The 17359-nt window shown below is 44.0% G+C and carries 11 protein-coding genes; 2 read left to right on the top strand and 9 right to left on the bottom strand.

Annotated features, from left to right (window positions below; translation table 11 throughout):
* Position 1: 1 nt before the first annotated feature.
* The 3 genes from murJ to uvrB are packed head-to-tail and all read right to left on the bottom strand — an operon-like array spanning position 2 to position 5515.
* The gene (murJ, locus tag MNR06_RS02130) at positions 2-1564 is read right to left on the bottom strand and encodes a murein biosynthesis integral membrane protein MurJ (RefSeq protein ID WP_243538355.1); all 1563 of its coding nucleotides are present in this window, start codon (positions 1562-1564) and stop codon (positions 2-4) included.
* Positions 1561-3453, bottom strand: a complete 1893-nt coding sequence (gene uvrC / locus MNR06_RS02125; RefSeq protein ID WP_243538354.1) for an excinuclease ABC subunit UvrC — start codon at positions 3451-3453, stop codon at positions 1561-1563. The genes murJ and uvrC overlap by 4 nt, the downstream gene beginning before the upstream one ends.
* Positions 3440-5515 carry an excinuclease ABC subunit UvrB gene (uvrB, locus tag MNR06_RS02120; RefSeq protein ID WP_243538353.1) on the bottom strand — a complete coding sequence of 692 codons (2076 nt, stop codon included), beginning with the start codon at positions 5513-5515 and terminating at the stop codon, positions 3440-3442. Before uvrB ends, uvrC begins: the two co-directional genes overlap by 14 nt.
* A 279-nt stretch (positions 5516-5794) precedes the next feature.
* Between uvrB and MNR06_RS02115 the strand changes: the two genes are divergently transcribed.
* On the top strand, positions 5795-8008 hold the full coding sequence (locus tag MNR06_RS02115; protein ID WP_243538352.1) for a penicillin acylase family protein: 2214 nt from the start codon (positions 5795-5797) through the stop codon (positions 8006-8008).
* Between the two features lie 107 nt (positions 8009-8115).
* Positions 8116-8604: a hypothetical protein gene (locus tag MNR06_RS02110; protein WP_243538351.1), complete on the top strand. Its 489-nt coding sequence runs from the start codon at positions 8116-8118 to the stop codon at positions 8602-8604.
* Between the two features lie 62 nt (positions 8605-8666).
* Here the strand turns inward: MNR06_RS02110 and cysS are convergent, their stop codons facing one another.
* The 6 genes from cysS to recG all read right to left on the bottom strand — a co-directional run bounded on the left by cysS (position 8667) and on the right by recG (position 17327).
* Positions 8667-10124, bottom strand: a complete 1458-nt coding sequence (cysS, locus tag MNR06_RS02105) for a cysteine--tRNA ligase (RefSeq protein ID WP_243538350.1) — start codon at positions 10122-10124, stop codon at positions 8667-8669.
* Between the two features lie 9 nt (positions 10125-10133).
* Positions 10134-11615 carry a glutamate--tRNA ligase gene (gene gltX, locus MNR06_RS02100; RefSeq protein ID WP_243538349.1) on the bottom strand — a complete coding sequence of 494 codons (1482 nt, stop codon included), beginning with the start codon at positions 11613-11615 and terminating at the stop codon, positions 10134-10136.
* Between the two features lie 216 nt (positions 11616-11831).
* Positions 11832-12326, bottom strand: coding sequence for a CarD family transcriptional regulator (locus tag MNR06_RS02095; protein WP_243538348.1), 495 nt, complete (start codon positions 12324-12326; stop codon positions 11832-11834).
* A 211-nt stretch (positions 12327-12537) separates the two neighbouring features.
* On the bottom strand, positions 12538-14673 hold the full coding sequence (locus MNR06_RS02090) for a S8 family serine peptidase (protein ID WP_243538347.1): 2136 nt from the start codon (positions 14671-14673) through the stop codon (positions 12538-12540).
* 84 nt (positions 14674-14757) lie between these two features.
* A complete protein-coding gene (locus MNR06_RS02085) occupies positions 14758-15165 on the bottom strand; it encodes a hypothetical protein (RefSeq protein WP_243538346.1) in 408 nt (135 codons plus the stop codon).
* A gap of 74 nt (positions 15166-15239) precedes the next feature.
* Positions 15240-17327: an ATP-dependent DNA helicase RecG gene (gene recG, locus MNR06_RS02080; protein ID WP_407933190.1), complete on the bottom strand. Its 2088-nt coding sequence runs from the start codon at positions 17325-17327 to the stop codon at positions 15240-15242.
* Positions 17328-17359 lie beyond the last annotated feature (32 nt).

Genomic DNA, 17359 nt, shown 5'->3' with positions numbered 1-17359 from the left:
TTTATTTAATTCGTCTTACAATCTTACTGATGAACGAGTGGGCCTGTTCTACTTTCGCAAAATATCCAAGTGCGAAATAGGAGACGCCATACACACCAAGCACAATGATAGCTTGAACGATGATGTGCAACTGCTCATTCAGAATTCCATGACCTACGACAGCGGCAAGTCCTGCACTGACTGCGGCAATCCCCCACAACTTTCCTTGGAACTGAATATTTAATCCGGTCTTCCCAATTTTTTTATTTAAAGCCTGGCGCAAAAAATAAAACTCAATCCAGCCTGCAATACCACCCGCCAAAGTTAAACCCACCGTAGCCCATTGAAAATCAAGGTCCCATTGTTTTGGCACGACGAAGGTTAATAAGACAGAAAGCAGCGTCGCAAAAACCACACGAACGATGGCAAACTTCAGCGGGGTTTTAGTGTCCTTCAAAGAATAGAAAGTCGATGAATACAATCTTCCTAATGTCGACGCCAACAGTCCCACCGTGTAGCCAGCTAAAACCATCCACACATAGCGGGTGTTATCAGCTTTAAATTCCCCCGTCTGAAACAACGCCCCTACGATATAATTACCTAAAAAGAAAAAGCCCACTACCGATGGCACTATGAAAAAAGCAATCTGCGCTAAACCGCGATTCAGTCTTTCACGCAAATATTCCTTGATCTCATGATCCGTGCCCGTGGCCTGGGACATCATTGGTAGCTCTGCAGCTGATACACTCATTCCAAATAAACTGATCGGCAAAAGATAAAGGGTTTGCGCGTAAGCCAATGCAGACACCGCACCCGTCGGCAAAAGACTGGCGAAGATATTATCAATGTAAGCAACAATCTGCACCACACCCCGGGATGTCACTACCGGCACGAAGTTTTTTAAAACGGTACGAACCTCTGCCATTTTTAGATTCAATGAAGGATAAATCTTGCGCCCTAGTTTCAAAGCTGAAGGCAATTGTACGGCAAACTGCAAAAAGCTTCCTATCATCAAACCCCAAGCCACCGTGATAGCTAAGTCAAATTGGCCTTGCTTAAAACCAAATGCCACTAAAGAAACAATGATCGCTAAATTCCATACAACCGGAGCGACATAGGAAAGAAAAAATCGGCGATGGGAATTTAAAATTCCTAAGCACCATGCAGACATCACCAAAAAGCCTGTGCCAGGAAATAAAATTTGCACGATTTGAATCGTTAACGCTCGCTTTTCACCTGAAAAGCCTGGCGCAATAAGATCGATCAGAAAAGGCGTAGCAAAAACACCTAACAAAACTAAAAACGAAGTCAGTAGGAATAATAAACTACCGATAACCGACGCGACCTTAGCGGCCTCTTCGTCATGCTTCTTGGCTAACAACTGGGCATAAACTGGAATAAAACTGGCAGAAAGAACGCCTTCACCGAAAAGATTTTGTAAAAAATTGGGAATTTTAAGGGCGGCTTTGAAAGCGTCACCAGCGTCAGAGTTTCCAAAAAAGTGTGCAAACACCCGTTCACGCACCAGCCCCGCAATACGGCTTAAGAAAATTCCCAGACCCACAAACAGGGCATGACTCTTCACGCTTCAACCTCAGCTTCTTCTTCTTCAGTGTCATTGAGCTGCAACAAAATGCGCTCTGCCAGCACTCGGTTAAAGCCTTTTAAAGCGGCAATTTCATCCGGAGCTGCCATTTTGATTTCATCAATAGAGTTAAAGCGAGTCAAAAGAACTTTCTTTCTTTTTTCGCCTAAACCCACGACGTAATCAAGTTCACTTTCTAAAGAAGTGTTTTCGCGAAGTTTACGGTGATATGTGATGGCAAAACGATGGGCCTCATCGCGGATGCCCGCTAAAATATATAAAGCTTCAGCGTTGTTTTTAAAGACCACGGGATTCTGGCGACCCGGTAAAAAGAAACGCTCTTCAGTGGATTCCACGGTTTGTTTTTGGAAATCCGATTCGGTGCGAGCTTTAGCTAGCCCCACCACCGGGATGTCTTTTCTGCCGATTTCTTCTAGAATCTTCATCGCCTGGGACAACTGCCCCTTACCACCGTCAATGACGATCAAATTTGGATCATCGTATTCAGTGTGTTTAAAGCGGCGACTTAAAACCTCATACATCGAAGCAAAGTCATTGATTCCTTCAACCGTACGAATTTTATACCGGCGATAGTGTTCTTTAGCCGGAACACCTTCTTCAAAAACGACCTGAGAAGCCACGGTCTCAGAACCTTGGAAGGTTGAAATATCATAACACTCAATACGACGTGGAATTTCAGGCAAAGAGAAACGCTCTTTGATTTCTTCTAGACCACGCTGCTTTTCTTCGGACTTAGAAACGTATTTTAAGAAATGGGCTTCGGCATTTTGATTAGCCATGTCCACTAAGTTTCTGCCACGTTCATCCGAAGCATAACGAACAACGACTTTGTTGCCACTGCGTTCTTTCAAAACCTCGCCCATAAGTTTGCAAAGCTCTTCGCCAATATCTAAAGGCAAAAGAACTTCATCAGGGATAAAGTTGTCTTCAAAGTACTGATTCATAAAATCCACCAGCCATTCCCGTGGATCTTCTTTCGGATCGTTAGGATCAAAATGGGGCAGATAATGGGGACGTGTCCCGATCACGCGGCCTGCACGAACGTGGACAGTTTCAATCAGACAACCACGCTCATCACCAAAGAATCCGATAGCATCTTGATCTTTTTCAGAAGTGTCGTTGATAACAGTTTGTTTTTGCAAGATAGCTTTAACAGCTTGAATGGAATCACGCAGACGAGCAGCCACTTCAAACTTTTCTTCATCAGCCGCTGTCATCATTTTTTCAGTCAGCGCTTTTAGAACTTTTTTATTCTGTCCTTTTAAGAAGAGCTTCGCGCCTTCAACTTCTGCCTTATAATCATCTTTAGAAATATATTTCACACACGGAGCCGTACAGCGTCCGATTTGATAAGTCATACAAGGACGTGTGCGCGAACGAAACATTGCATCGCCACAGTCGCGGATTTTAAAAGTTCGATTTAGAAATCGAATGGTACCGTGAACTGCAAAGCCTGAAGTGTAAGGACCAAAATAAAGTGAACCATCTTTTTTCACCTTACGGGCCAAATACAGGCGCGGATAATCATCGCCCCAAGTAAAGCGAATGTAGGGATAAGCTTTATCATCGCGCAGACGGATATTGTATTTAGGGCGATGCTTCTTAATTAAAGAGGCTTCTAAAAGAAACGCCTCTACTTCTGTTTTGGTTAAAATGTATTCAACCTCAAGAATGTTTTGCACTAAAAGGCGCGTCTTTGGGGAATGGTCTTTATTATCAGTAAAATAACTACGCACGCGATTACGCAAATTCTTGGCCTTGCCGATATAGATAATCTTATCGCCAGGTCCTTTCATCAGATAGACCCCGCTATTTAACGGAAACTCTCTGACCTTATCGCGAACTTCGTCAAACTTACTTGAGGCCATCCTTAATTACCTCCGCACTGTCTGACTCTACCTCCCCGCTTCGTAATGCAAGTTCGGTGATTTGCAGCCGCTTGATTTCATCGCGCACTTTTGCAGCTTCTTCAAATTCAAGATCCGCAGAAAGTTTTTTCATTTTATCACGCAGCTTTTTGATTTCCTGCTGAAGCTTATCCGGAGCATGGGCGAACTTGCCATTAATAGCAGCATCTTTATTTTCACCTTGCAGTGGTGAACTTAAAGTTCCATCGAATACTTCACCAAGTCCTTCACGGATTTTTTTACGAATCGACTGTGGCGTAATACCATGTTGAGTATTGTATTCTTGCTGAATACGACGACGTCTGTCCGTTTCGTTGATCGCTTTTCTCATACTTTCGGTGATGGTATCCCCATAAAGAATCACGCGACCGTTTAAGTTACGGGCGGCACGACCAATCGTTTGAATCAAAGATCTATCGGAACGTAAGAAGCCTTCTTTATCGGCATCGGTGATGCCTACTAGGCTGACCTCTGGAATATCCAAACCTTCTCTTAAAAGGTTGATACCCACAAGAACGTCAAAGACGCCCAAGCGCAAGTCACGCAAGATTTCTGTTCTTTCCACTGTTTGGATTTCGCTATGCAGGTACTTAACTTTAATACCGAGATTTTCATAATACTCAGTCAAGTCCTCTGCAGAACGTTTCGTTAAGGTCGTAATTAAAACTCTTTCCTTTTTTGCAATTCGGTCACGAATCTCTTTTAAAAGATCATCAACTTGATGCTTCACCGGACGAACTTCAACGACAGGATCAATCAATCCCGTTGGACGAATGATTTGTTCAACGATGATACCTTCTGATTTCTGCAGTTCGTAAGTGCCCGGCGTTGCGGAAACATAAACGACCTTATCCATCATGGTTTCAAATTCTTGGAAGTTTAAAGGACGGTTGTCTAGTGCTGATGGCAAACGGAAACCGTGATCAACTAGCGTCATCTTACGTGCACGGTCACCACGGTACATGCCCCCGATTTGTGGAACGGTCACGTGGGACTCATCGATAAAAGTAACGAAGTCTTTCGGGAAATATTCTAATAAAGTTGGAGGCGGCTCACCAGGCCCTCGGCCGGTCATGTGGCGCGAATAGTTTTCAATCCCTTGGCAAAAACCCATTTGTTCCATCATCTCGATGTCATAGTAAGTTCTTTGCTCAAGCCGTTGCGCCTCTAGAAACTTCATATTCGTATTCAGTTCTACAAGCCTTTCGCGCAGTTCATCTTGAATCGTACGGATAGCGCGCTTTAGGTTATCTTCACTGGTAACGTGGTGACTTCCTGGATAAATGCCTATTTGATCAAGCTCTTCTAAAACTTGACCCGTCAATGGATCAATCCATGAAAGGCGTTCGATAAAATCGCCGAAGAACTCAACACGGATCGCGCGTTGTTCTTCATACGGAGGAAAGATTTCAACATTATCACCACGCACCCGCACAGTACCGCGAGAGAAATCCACGTTGTTACGTTGGTACTGAATACGAATAAGTTCACGCAACAAATGATCCCGCTTCATATCGGTATTTGAAACGATTTGAATCATCATGCCTTCATAGGCTTCTGGTGATCCCAAACCGTAGATACAAGATACAGAACTGACGATGATAACATCACGACGGTCAAACAACGAACGAGTCGCCGAGTGGCGCATGCGATCGATTTGTTCATTGATGGCAGAATCTTTTTCGATATAAGTGTCAGTAGTCGGGATATAAGCTTCCGGCTGATAGTAATCGTAATAACTTACGAAGTACTCAACCGCATTACGCGGGAACAGCTCTTTAAACTCCGCATACAATTGCGCTGCCAAAGTTTTATTCGGTGCAAGCACCAACGCTGGCTGATTCAATTGTGCAATAGTGTGCGCCATCGAAAAAGTTTTTCCCGATCCCGTCACACCTAACAAGGTTTGGTGTTTTAACCCGGCATCAAAGTTTTCAAGCATCTCTTGGATCGCTTTTGGCTGATCTCCAGAAGGCTTAAACTCAGATACCAATTGAAAGTTCTTTTTAAATGAAGAGCCCATCCCTCTAATGCTACCACGCTCCAGAAAAAGGTGCCTGCTTCTTTTTGCGGTTTCACCGCGTCAATCGAAAGTCTAGACTCTTGTTTTGCATGGTGACAACGATCCCCCTTGCCACTTCCCGCGGCTGTGAAATTATATCGTTTTACCTCGCGAAATAAGAGAGTCCCAATGAAACGAAAACAGAGATTTCCAACGAAAACTTTCAAACGAATTTTAGCTCTGCTTGGATTCGTTGTTGTTTTAGCTACTATCGGGATTTTCCTCTTCCTAAGGTCCTCTATGGCCCCACTGGATGGGGAAATTAAAATCCAAAATCTTTCTTCAGCCGTGAAGATCACTCGCGATAATTACGGGATTCCCCACATCAAAGCCGCTAACAAGTTAGATGCTTTGCGGGCCTTGGGATTTGTGATCGCTAGCGAAAGATTATTTCAAATGGAACTTTCCCGCCGCTTGACCCAAGGCGAGTTAAGCGAAGTCTTTGGCGAGGTCGCACTTAAAAGCGACAAACTTTACCGCAGCCTGATGCTAAAAAGATCTGTTCAGCGCATGCTAGAACACGAAAAGAAGAACAACACTTTCGATCAAACCTTGTGGCAGGAACTAGAAGCTTACTTTGATGGCGTAAATCAGTATGTTCAAACTCGCACACTTCCCTATGAAATGACTTTGTTAGGCATCAAGCCTCGTCGCTTTGAGCCGATCGATGCTTACATCATGACCGGTCACATGGCCTATAGCTTCGGAGTCGCCCTGAAAGCCGACCCCTTAATGACGAAGCTAGCATCACAGCTACCGGCGGAAGTCTTTCAAAACCTTCGCAATGATCCACTAAAAGCACCCCTAAAAATTGTCGATAATAAAAACTTTAAAACCTTTGAAGATGAAGCCAATGGAAACTTCATCGCTTCTTTTGAAGGAAGCAATGCCTGGCTTATTAGCCCGAGCCGCTCACAATCAGGCAGTAGCCTTTTTGCCAACGACCCCCACATTGGATACAGCTTTCCTTCTGTGTGGATTGAAGCTCATATCCAAACCCCGGAATTTGAACTTTACGGTCATCACCTGGCTTTAGTTCCTTTTGCAATTCTAGGACATTCCCGCCACCATGCTTGGGGCTTTACCATGTCACTTGCTGATGACATGGATTTGTATCGCGAGGTTCTCGATAGACACCAACAGACCGTGTTATTTAATAACAAGGATGAGGTCTACAAAACTTGGACTGAAACAATAAAAGTGAAAGATTCCACCGACGTGGTTTTAGAGATGATTGAAACCTCCCACGGCCCTTTGATGGATCATTTCTTAGAAGAAAAAAATCTAGCGCTGAAGTGGGCCTTTCACCGCCCTGAAAATAATCCGATGAAGGCCTTACGCCTGATGGGTGAAGCAAAAGACCTAGGCCAATTTGAATCCGCCCTGCAATTCGGAACAGCTCCTGGGCTGAATGTTATGTATGCCGACCGAGTCAACATTGCTTGGTGGATGTTTGGCGATATTGCGGTAAAGAAAAACCCCAATTCTGACATGATTCTTGATGGCAGCACCGGGCAAGATGAATACGTAAGAATACTGCCGTGGAAAGAAAAACCTCATTCGATAAATCCAGAATCCGGGTTCATTGTTACAGCGAACTCGCGCCCACCGGGTTTATCTGCAGATATCCGCGGCGACTGGCAGTCAGATGACCGCCTGCAAACCATCACTAAAGCTCTTCAAGAAAAAGACCAGTGGAGTGCTGAAGAATTTAAAGCCTTACAGACTGAAAACTTCAACGCCCAAACCAAGCTTCTTCTAGATAAACTTTTTGAGAACCTAAAACTTTCAGAGGCCGAGTATGGAGAGTACACACCACAGATTCAAGAGCTGAAAAATTGGAATTTTCTTTCAAACACGGATTCTAAGGCGGCAGCTCTGTACCATCAGTGGAACAACGAAATCATCCAGCTCATGATGAAGGACATTCCTGAAGATCAAAGAAAGATTTACCTTAATACCCCTTATGCGTGGATCTCTTATCAGCGTCTGATTGAAAATCTGCAAGCGCCTTTTTGGAACAACAAACACCCCGACGAAATTATCACTCAAGGGTTTATCAATGCCGCAGAAAAATTAGGAACAGAAATAGTGTGGGGAGACATTCACACAGTTGAATACGTTCATCCGCTGGGGCGCAAGGCACCTTTAAGTTATCTGTTTAACTTAGGCCCTTACCCAATGCCGGGCTCTTATAATGATATCAACAACAATAAAATGCACGCCTTAGGAGCCGATTTCAAAGTCGTGGCCGGGCCTTCTACTCGTAGAATTATCGATTTTGCTAGCCCACAGAAAAGTTGGGGTATTAACCCCATCGGTATTTCGGGGCACATGCTTTCGCCTTTTTACAAAGACCAAGTTCAGATGTTTATCGAGGGCAAGTATCGCGAACAGCTGTTGGATCAAGCTGACATCGAAAAAGCCAAGACCCACGAACTGACTTTATACTAACTTGCGTATCGGCAAAGTCCCCTTCTTGTATCACTGCAAGAACAGCATCTTTTGATTCACAGGACTCTTTCCTATGCCATGATCGAAAAGATTAGAAGGAGGAGTCTATGAAGCGTTTTGGATTCACAGCTTTAATTCTATTTATCGCGAGCTATGCCAGTGCTTATCCCACTGTCGGCGACAAGGTCACCTGGAACGGAACCGTGAACATGGTGGACGGCACCAAAGAAGAAATTAAAATTACCAAAGAGGTCTTGGCGTTTAATAAAGACACTCGTAAATGGACCGTCAAATACGAAGCAGATATTGGCAAAGATCGCACATCTAAAATCTCTGAGGTTGAAGATCTTTATTCACCAGACCGCTATAAAGAAATCCTAGCAAGCTGCGTGGAAAAAGGCGGAATCTTAGAAGATATTACGACGTCTGTTGGCATGTATAAAACGTGCAAACTAACTAGCATCGGCAGCGATGGTAGTATCGTTGAAAAGTGGTGGGGCAACTTACCGTTCGGCGTGGTAAGCAGAAAAACCCAAGACGCCAGTTCGCAAATCGCGAAACGCCCTGATTTAAATTCAATCCTAACAGGTCTTTAAAAATAACAGAGCTTCGTTCCTAAAACGAAGCTCTTCATTTCTTTTAAGTTCAAAATAAAAAACTACTTAGTCACTTCCCAGAAGCTTCCCGTCGCCGTATCGCTTACAGAAATACCCATTCCCGTAAGTTTATTTCTATACTCATCTGATTTTGCAAAGTCTTTGGCATCGCGGGCCGCTGAACGCTCAGCCACCAACGCATCAATATCAGCACGTTGCAAATCCATTTTCTTTAAAAGCATATCATCAAGTTTAATTAAGAAATCATGAGCTGGTTCTTGGAACATGCTCATCAAAGCGCCGACGTCTTTAATAAATTTACTAAATGAAAGTGCTTTTGCCTGGACTGCAGGATTTGATTTCATACCACGACGAACTTGGCTGTTAAACTGACGAACCACTTCAAAGATCGCAGCAAACACTTCCGGTGTTCCGAAGTCATCATTAAGACCGCTCTCAACTTTTTTCCAAGCTTCCGCCGTGATTTTTTCAAATCCAGCATCGGGAACAGTTACTTCAGGCGCTAAGTACGTCTCAGCTAAAGATAGTGCAGAATAGACGCGGGCTAAACTACCCACTGTCCTTTCAATTGCCGCATCACCAAACTCACTCGTAGAACGATAATGAACTGATAACATCATCCATTTATAAATTTCAGAATTATAGGTTTGCAGGAACTCGCGCATAGTCACCAGATTGCCCACGGACTTAGACATCTTCTGACCGCTAAAGTTCAGCATATTATTATGCATCCAGTATTTTACGAAGTGCTTGCCAGAACAGCCTTCACTTTGTGCGATTTCATTTTCATGGTGCGGGAAAATCAAATCCATTCCGCCACCGTGAATATCAATCTGATCACCGAAAATCTTTTTAATCATCGCCGAACATTCAATATGCCAACCGGGGCGCCCTACTCCCCAAGGGGAATTCCACGATGCTTGTTCTTCCCCCGGTTTTGCCTTCTTCCAAAGAGCGAAGTCCAAAGGACTGTGCTTTTTTTCATCCACATCAACCCGGGCACCTGCTAAAAGCTCGTCGGGATTTCGCCCGCTCAGTTTGCCGTATCCATCAAATGATTTGATAGAGTAAAGAACATCGCCTTGTTCTGCATAGGCTTTTTTATTTTCAATCAAGGTTTTAACCATCGAAAGAATATCATCCATATGCTCTGTGACCTTCGGATTAAAATCGTGGGGTCTTAGACCAAGATCGGCAAAGTCTTTTTTATATTCCGCAATGTATTTTTCTGTCAGTTCATGCGGAGTCATACCTCGCTCATTGGCGCGAGCAATGATTTTATCATCAACGTCGGTAAAGTTCAGGGCGTAAGCTACCTGATAGCCGCTCTTTTCTAACCAGTTACGAACTAAATTAAAAAACACCGGCCCACGAAAATTTCCAACATGCAAAAAATCGTAAACAGTCGGCCCACAGACATACATCGTCACTTTCCCCGGGGTTAACGGAGAGAAATCTTCAAGCTGTCTACTTTGCGAATTGTAAATCTTTAAAGCCATTGCTGACACCTATGCTTGCGCCAAGGCTTGTTGAGCTCTTGCCACTAAGGATTGTTTTTTAATCAAAGGAACTAAAATTTTTAATTCAGCCCCGTGAGGTTTACCGATAACCGCCACACGAATCGGCATGAAAAGGTTCTTGCCTTTTGCACCCGTTTTATTCTTAACTTCATCTTGGAATTTTAAAAATTCTTCTTCAGTTAAGTAATCAGAAGGATGAGCGGCGATCAGATCACGCCAAGTAGCTAGAACAGCTTTGGTAGATTCCCACTTCAAAGTTTCCTCTGCCTCAGGAAGAATCACATAGGATTTATCATTCAATGGCTTATATAGCTCAATCGCATCCACCAAAGTTTCCATGTACGGCTTAAATAGATTCAACGAACGATCTTGCCATGCAGGATCCTGGGGAAGTTCCATTTTTTCGCGGGCTAAGAACGGCTGAATCTGCTGCCAAAGCTCTGCATTTGGCAAAGCTCTTAAATGCATAGCATTCATCCATTTAAATTTCACACGGTCAAAAATCGCACCTGACGGATTCAAACGAGAAATATCAAATGCTTGAATCATATCATCAACTGTCATAATCTCTTTACCTTCAGGATGTGACCAACCTAGAAGAGCAATGAAATTCAAGATAGCTGAATTCAGATAACCCTCTTCTTTTAAGATCCCGCAAGCCACAGCACCTTTGCGTTTAGAAAGTTTTTGGCGATCTTCATCTAAGATCAAGGCCATATGACCAAACTCTGGAGTTTGCCATCCCATTGCTTCATAAATCATCAACTGACGAAGAGTGTTTGGAAGATGTTCTTCGGCTCTAAACACATGGGTGATTTTCATCAAATGATCGTCAACCACGCAGCAGAAATTATAAACGGGCATATTGCCAGAGCGAAGAAGCACGAAGTCACCTACCATATCAGATGGGAATTTGACTTCGCCACGAACTAGGTCGTTAAAGATATAATCTTTCGCAAGGCCTTTAGTTTTAAAACGAACAACGGCTTTGTTACCCGCTTTCAAATGCTCTAAAGCTTTTTCCAATGACCAATCTTGATAAGGAGAGTTCAAGTGAGCAAACGTACCCGCCGCTTTGCCTTCTTCTCTTTGTTTTTCGATTTCTTCTTCAGTCATGAAGCAGTAATAAGCCTTACCTTGCTTCAGAAGAGTTTCAGCAACTTCTTTATAGATATCCAAACGCTCACTTTGGCGATAAGGCCCCAAAGGACCTTGATCTTTCAAAGTCACCGGATCAACACCTTCATTCCAAAGAAGATTCAACCAAACTAAGTCATCAACCACACCACGAAGTGATTCTTCCGTAGACCGAGCTTCATCCGTATCTTCAATACGCAGAATAAATTCACCCTTATTTTTTTTTGCAAAAAGATAATTATAAAGAGCTGTTCGAGCTCCACCGACGTGAAGATATCCCGTAGGTGATGGTGCAAAACGAACACGAACATGTGGAGAAATTTGAGAGGTCATCGAAGCTCCGTAAATAAAAAAGGCCTGGTCAAAAAACCAAGCCTAAAACTTATTACTTTTTATTTTGAATGTCACCCCGGAAGAGGTTTCGCTCAAAACGGTTCAGCCGCAAGGCGGAGGGTTTTGGCCGAAACGGAGGCGTAGCAGAGCTACGTCGGAGAGAAGGCCAAGGCCCGACAACGCAGTCGGATGGGCCGTTTTCAGCGAAACCGGCGCCTAGCCTGTGATTCCGAAGATTGCTTTTACTTCTTCTTCCTTAAAAAGCTCTTCTTGGCTCGTCGCCAAAGTAAGTTCTTTAAGAAGAAGGCTGCGAGCTGAATCAAGCATCTTGCGTTCGCCAAAAGAAAGCTCTTTATCTGCTTTCAAAAGGAATAAATCGCGTAAAACTTCAGCAATTTCGAACACAGAACCCGTCTTGATTTTCTCCATGTATTCACGGTAGCGACGGTTCCAAGTTTGATTATCAATTTTGATGTCTTTTTCTTTAAGGATACCAACAACTTTATTCGCTTCAGCTTTAGAGATGATCGGGCGAAGACCTGCTGATTTAACGTTTGTTGTAGGGATCATGATTTTAAGACCAGTGTCGACAAGCTGCATATTATAGAAAGTAACTTTGGTGCCCAGCATTTCTTTGGCTTCAATAGAAACCACTTTTACAACGCCATAGCCGGGATAAACTGCATTATCACCGATATTAAACGTCTGCATTCATACCTCCGCTGCTTAACTTCAACTTTGTCGAAGTAGGCTCAAATTGGACAGAGTCACAACCTCGAATGTTCTATCAAATTTGACACAAGTTATCAAACCAGAGCGGCGTGTCTGGAAATATTTTCAGGTATTTTCAAAAACAAAAAGGCCCGGGACTACCCAAGCCTTTTCGTCAGTATATTCAGATACTTATAATGCCAATGAAATGTTATTTGGCAGTGAACACCAATGCGTAAGCTTGAGCTCCGTTCTTACCTTGAGGGATTTTATTCCCCTTTACAGCTAACTTGTAAGTACCTGCAGGTAAGCCCGATTTTTCGATCATCTCAAGATTGTTGATGTGATCGTTCATGCTGATTGTTTGACCGTTTGGCATAGTCAAAACTAAGTCTAAGTCATTTACTAACGCTTGAGCCGCATTCGCAGAACCTGCGACATCAGTCCAAACAAGGTTCGCATAAAGGCTGCCTGTTTGCGCCAATGTGAACTCGTATACAACTTCCGCACCTTGAGCAACACCTTGACGATTGTCGATCAATTTCGTTTCAGCACCGATGTTTACGATGTTTGAAACATCCACGCGACCGTAACCTTCATCAGAGTTCGGGCGACGAGTCAGTAACTCTTGCCCACGAGAAGCACCGATCTCTCCGAATTGGCCTGGGTACATATCAACTGCTGTGTGAATCATTGTTGCTTTCATCAATGCAGCAGATGGATTTTGGATTCCGTGTTTTTCGATCAATACTTGGCGAGCAATCGCTACCGCACCCGCAGTTAGCGGAGTCGCCATAGATGTACCACCTGACCAAGCGTAATCTTTGTTGTAGGCACCCCAAAGCTCAGATGCACCGTTTGTTTGTGCACGAACAGAAAGGATGTTTGTTCCTGGAGCTACGATGTCTGGCTTAATACGGCCATCCACTGTAGGACCGCGAGAAGAGAACATCGCTACACCGTTTTCGTTGTTGGAAATATAATCGCTGTAGATTGGTTCTGCTGGCCATTCATCTTTAGCTGCACGCAACTTGCTGATTGGAACTTGGATACCGCCAGAAGTCGTTTTGTTTTCAGAAGCACCTACTGTCAAAACGTTCTTTGCAGTCCCTGGAGAAGCCATTGAATTTGCATCAATACGGCCGTCTTTGTTTTTATCTGCGCCGCTGTTACCAGCTGCAAATAAAACTAACATATCGGGATTTGCAGCAGTCCACTCATCGACTTGGATTGCGAAGGCATCGTAAGCACCAAAGGTACGAGCACCACCCCAAGAGTTCGTGTGTACGCGAGCACCGTCAGCGTAAGCTTTAGCGAATAGATCACCAAGTTTAGATGGAACGCTTAGATTTTTAAGCATTGGCGACCACATACCTTCAGCCACCATGTTAGCGTCGTAAGCTCCACCTTTTAATAAACCGCGAGACGCTTTACCGTTACCCATCACTGAACCAGCAACGTGGGTACCATGCCCCATTGGATCGTCCCAAGTTTTAGACCATAATCCGAAAGGATATCCTGAAATGACTTGGCCTGCGAAATCTTGGTGGATTGTCGCGATGTTACCAGAATCAAGACCTGTATCTGCCATTGAAACTGTTTGACCACGGCCCGTGAAACCTTGCGACCATGCCGCATCAAATTTCATTACTCGTGTTCCTGTTTCATCACCTTTTAAATCAGTGTAGTCACCGGCTGCAGTGGCAACCACAGTGCCTGTGATGTCTTCATCCATCGCAAAGTGCAAAGATTCAAATTGAGGATTTGGTTGAACGTGCTCAACCCCAGAAACCGCAGCCACTGCCACCACTGATCCGCGAGGAATCAAAGCAAGGATAGATTTTCCGTCAACAACTTGAAGTTCTACTTGAGGATTTAAAGCGGCGATTTTTGCTGCTACTTGTTCAGTTTCTGAAGCTTTGAAGGTCTTTACGACAACACTTTCAAGTACATCTTTATTAAATACAGAGGCAGCGTCGAAATCACGGCTTACTTTATAAGCTGGAGAATATTTAACTACTGCTTGAACTTCTGCGTTTGAATTTTTGTAGCTGATAAGTTGCGCGTAAGTAGAACGAACTACTAAAGCGTCATCAGGCAGGTAACCGAAAACTTCAAATTGAGCTTTAAGTTTTGCTTTGTCAGCTTCCGTGATCGCTTTCTTGAATTGCACGATGTACTCAGTTGGCTGAGCTTCCATCATCCAAGAAGCGGCATAATTGTTAGAGATTTTTGTTGTGTCGATCGCGCCTGCATTCAGTTTTAGAACTGTTCCGGCACTTGCGGCACTGACGGATAAAACCGCCACGGCTGTTGTCACTGTGAAATTCTTCACGAGTTGAATCATCTGTTACCCCCTCAACAGGGAAAATCAGATCACGACCTAAGTCGTGTATCAACGAAGAAAGTCGTCCTTTGCTGCGGTCAGTCTTTAGAGTTGATGAGCCATCACTGCGAGAGAAAGATTTCCTGCAGTTCTGCCCTTTGAATTCATTCCGAATTCCATCTCTTGATTGTCAGGTGCAAAGATTTGCGCACGCTCAGAGACTTTTGACATTCCACGAACTCGTTTTGTTACGAGAACATCCATGAATAGACCATTCTTGCGATTTACCTGAGATTTTTTCGCGAACACTTCAACAACAGTTTCAGTTTGTCCGTCATCAGAGAATTGGCTTACGTAAGTTTTTTTGCCGGATTTAGCAACTGTGTTTACAGAAAAAGGAGATGATCCCTTGATTCCGACCCGCATGTTCACTTTGTACTGCGGAGCCGCTGCAAAAGAACTAAGAGAAATAAATGTAGATGCCGCTACAATGCTGAGAATTCTTGATGTCATTCGAACACGTCCTTGTGATCTTCTGATTCAAGGATGTCTTAAAAAAAATTCCCGTGCAATAAAGAAAAAAATTTTTATGCGATTCCTGCTAAGGCCGCAGGCCCGTGTTCTCTGAGCAGTTCTTCCCGCAAACCCTTGTTCTCAGCGTAACTCAGGCGTGGGTCCTTGCGTAAAACTTCGAAAGCAGCTTCCCGCGCTTGCTGCAAAATCGCCATGTCACGTACCAAATTCGCAAGTTTAAAACCAGAAAGACCGGATTGACGAGTGCCCATGAACTCACCGGGGCCGCGCATTTCTAAATCAAATTCTGCGATTTTAAATCCATCGGTGGTTTTTTCCATCATTTCTGTGCGCTGCTTGCCTTCTTCTGAAACTGCATAACCCATGATCAGAATACAGAAACTTTTGTGCTCTCCCCGGCCGACACGTCCGCGCAATTGATGAAGTTGTGATAAGCCAAAGCGTTCGGCATGTTCAATGATCATGATGTTGGCGTTTGGCACATCGACGCCGACTTCGATAACTGTGGTTGAAACCAGAACTTGAATTTCTTGGCGACGGAAAGCATCCATAACCTGATCTTTTTCATCGGGCTTCATTTTTCCGTGAAGCAAACCGAAGGTGACATCGGGGAACTTGGCTTTTAGGTTTTCGTATTCTGAAACCGCATCCTTCAGATCGATCTTTTCGCTTTCTTCAACCAACGGATAGACGATGTAGGCTTGGCGTCCTTTTTTTAGTTGCTCAAGCATAAACTGCAAAGCCTGGGGCTTTTTGCTTTCAAAGGTCGCGCGGGTTTGAATCGGACTTCGGCCCGCAGGCATCTCATCAATGATGGATACATCCAAATCACCGTAAACTGTCATAGCCAGAGTGCGGGGAATTGGTGTCGCCGTCATGACCAGGAAATGGGGTGAGTTTCCTTTGTTTTTAAGAACTCCCCGTTGTTCGACGCCGAAACGGTGCTGCTCATCGATGATGACGAGGCCTAAATTTGCAAATTGCACTTCGTCTTCGATAAGCGCATGGGTCCCAATGATCAGGTCTACTTCGCCAGCATGAAGTGCCGCTAGAACCTTTTTTCTTTCCGATTGTTTGGTTTTTCCAACAAGCAAAGCCAGTCTTAGACCCAAAGGTTCTAAAACTTTTTGAGCATTTTTGAAGTGCTGCTCTGCTAGGATTTCGGTCGGCGCCATTAAGCAGGATTGGTAGCCACTTTCAGCAGCGTAAACCGCCGCCATGAAACTCACCAAGGTTTTTCCGCTTCCAACATCTCCTTGAACCATTCGGTGCATTGGATGGGGTTTTTCTAAGTCACTTTTGATTTCAGCGAAAACTCTTTTTTGTGCGCCAGTCATTGTAAATGGCAACGATTTTTCAAGGGCCTTTAACTTGTCCCCCTTATTCTGAATTTGTGGCGCGCCTTCTTTTTGAAATCCGGTTTTTCTAGAGGCCAGATAAAGCTCTAACCAGAAAAATTCATCAAAAATGATTCTTCGTTGGGCAGCACTTTTAAATTCGGCATATTCTTGCGCCTTCGCAGGATCTGGATAATGCATTTCCTTAAGCGCATCTTTGCGAGGCTTCAGTTTGTATTTTTCTAAGATCCATTTTGGCAAAGCTTCTTCCGGCCATTCTTCGATTTGCGAAAAAGCCAGACGCACCAATTTCATGATCTTTGCCGTAGCTAGACCTTCAATTTCTGTGTACAGAGGAATAAGTGCGTCTTTGGTTTCCTCATCGGGTTCGATGTCGCGAATGTCAGGATGATGAAATTCTATTCGGCCACGGTACTCAGTAACCTTACCAACAACTCGAACTTCGGTGAAAGGTTTGAATCTTTCAAAGTAACCTTTGTAAGGAACGCGGAAATACTTGCAGTGAATTTGCCCAGAGGCATCTCGCAAAACCACATCGTACATTTTTCGTGTCGAGCGTCCCATATTGATACTATGAACTGCCACAACCTGAGCCTTAATACTAACGATGTCGTCCGGTTTGAGACTGGCAATATTGCGTGCCGCCCTCTGATCTTCATAGGCTCGAGGGTAAAACTCAAATAGGTCCGCCAAAGTCTTTAATCCCTTCCTGTTAAAGAGATCGCCAAGCTTTGGCCCGACCCCTTTTAAGTACATGATTTGGGTGTCTAGACGAAGGGCCATGGCCTTCGATTATTCAGGAATTTCTATCTAAG

The organism is Bdellovibrio reynosensis, assembly GCF_022814725.1.
Classification (GTDB): Bacteria; Bdellovibrionota; Bdellovibrionia; order Bdellovibrionales; family Bdellovibrionaceae; genus Bdellovibrio; species Bdellovibrio reynosensis.
This window is presented reverse-complemented; position numbering and strand designations above follow the sequence as displayed.

Bases quoted from the DNA above. Each gene is read 5' to 3' on its own strand.
- uvrC (WP_243538354.1), bottom strand. From the start codon at position 3,453: ATGGCCTCAAGTAAGTTTGACGAAGTTCGCGATAAGGTCAGAGAGTTT.
- uvrB (WP_243538353.1), bottom strand. From the start codon at position 5,515: ATGGGCTCTTCATTTAAAAAGAACTTTCAATTGGTATCTGAGTTTAAG.
- MNR06_RS02115 (WP_243538352.1), top strand. From the start codon at position 5,795: ATGGCCCCACTGGATGGGGAAATTAAAATCCAAAATCTTTCTTCAGCC.
- MNR06_RS02110 (WP_243538351.1), top strand. From the start codon at position 8,116: ATGAAGCGTTTTGGATTCACAGCTTTAATTCTATTTATCGCGAGCTAT.
- cysS (WP_243538350.1), bottom strand. From the start codon at position 10,124: ATGGCTTTAAAGATTTACAATTCGCAAAGTAGACAGCTTGAAGATTTC.
- gltX (WP_243538349.1), bottom strand. From the start codon at position 11,615: ATGACCTCTCAAATTTCTCCACATGTTCGTGTTCGTTTTGCACCATCA.
- MNR06_RS02095 (WP_243538348.1), bottom strand. From the start codon at position 12,326: ATGCAGACGTTTAATATCGGTGATAATGCAGTTTATCCCGGCTATGGC.
- MNR06_RS02090 (WP_243538347.1), bottom strand. From the start codon at position 14,673: ATGATTCAACTCGTGAAGAATTTCACAGTGACAACAGCCGTGGCGGTT.
- MNR06_RS02085 (WP_243538346.1), bottom strand. From the start codon at position 15,165: ATGACATCAAGAATTCTCAGCATTGTAGCGGCATCTACATTTATTTCT.
- recG (WP_407933190.1), bottom strand. From the start codon at position 17,327: ATGGCCCTTCGTCTAGACACCCAAATCATGTACTTAAAAGGGGTCGGG.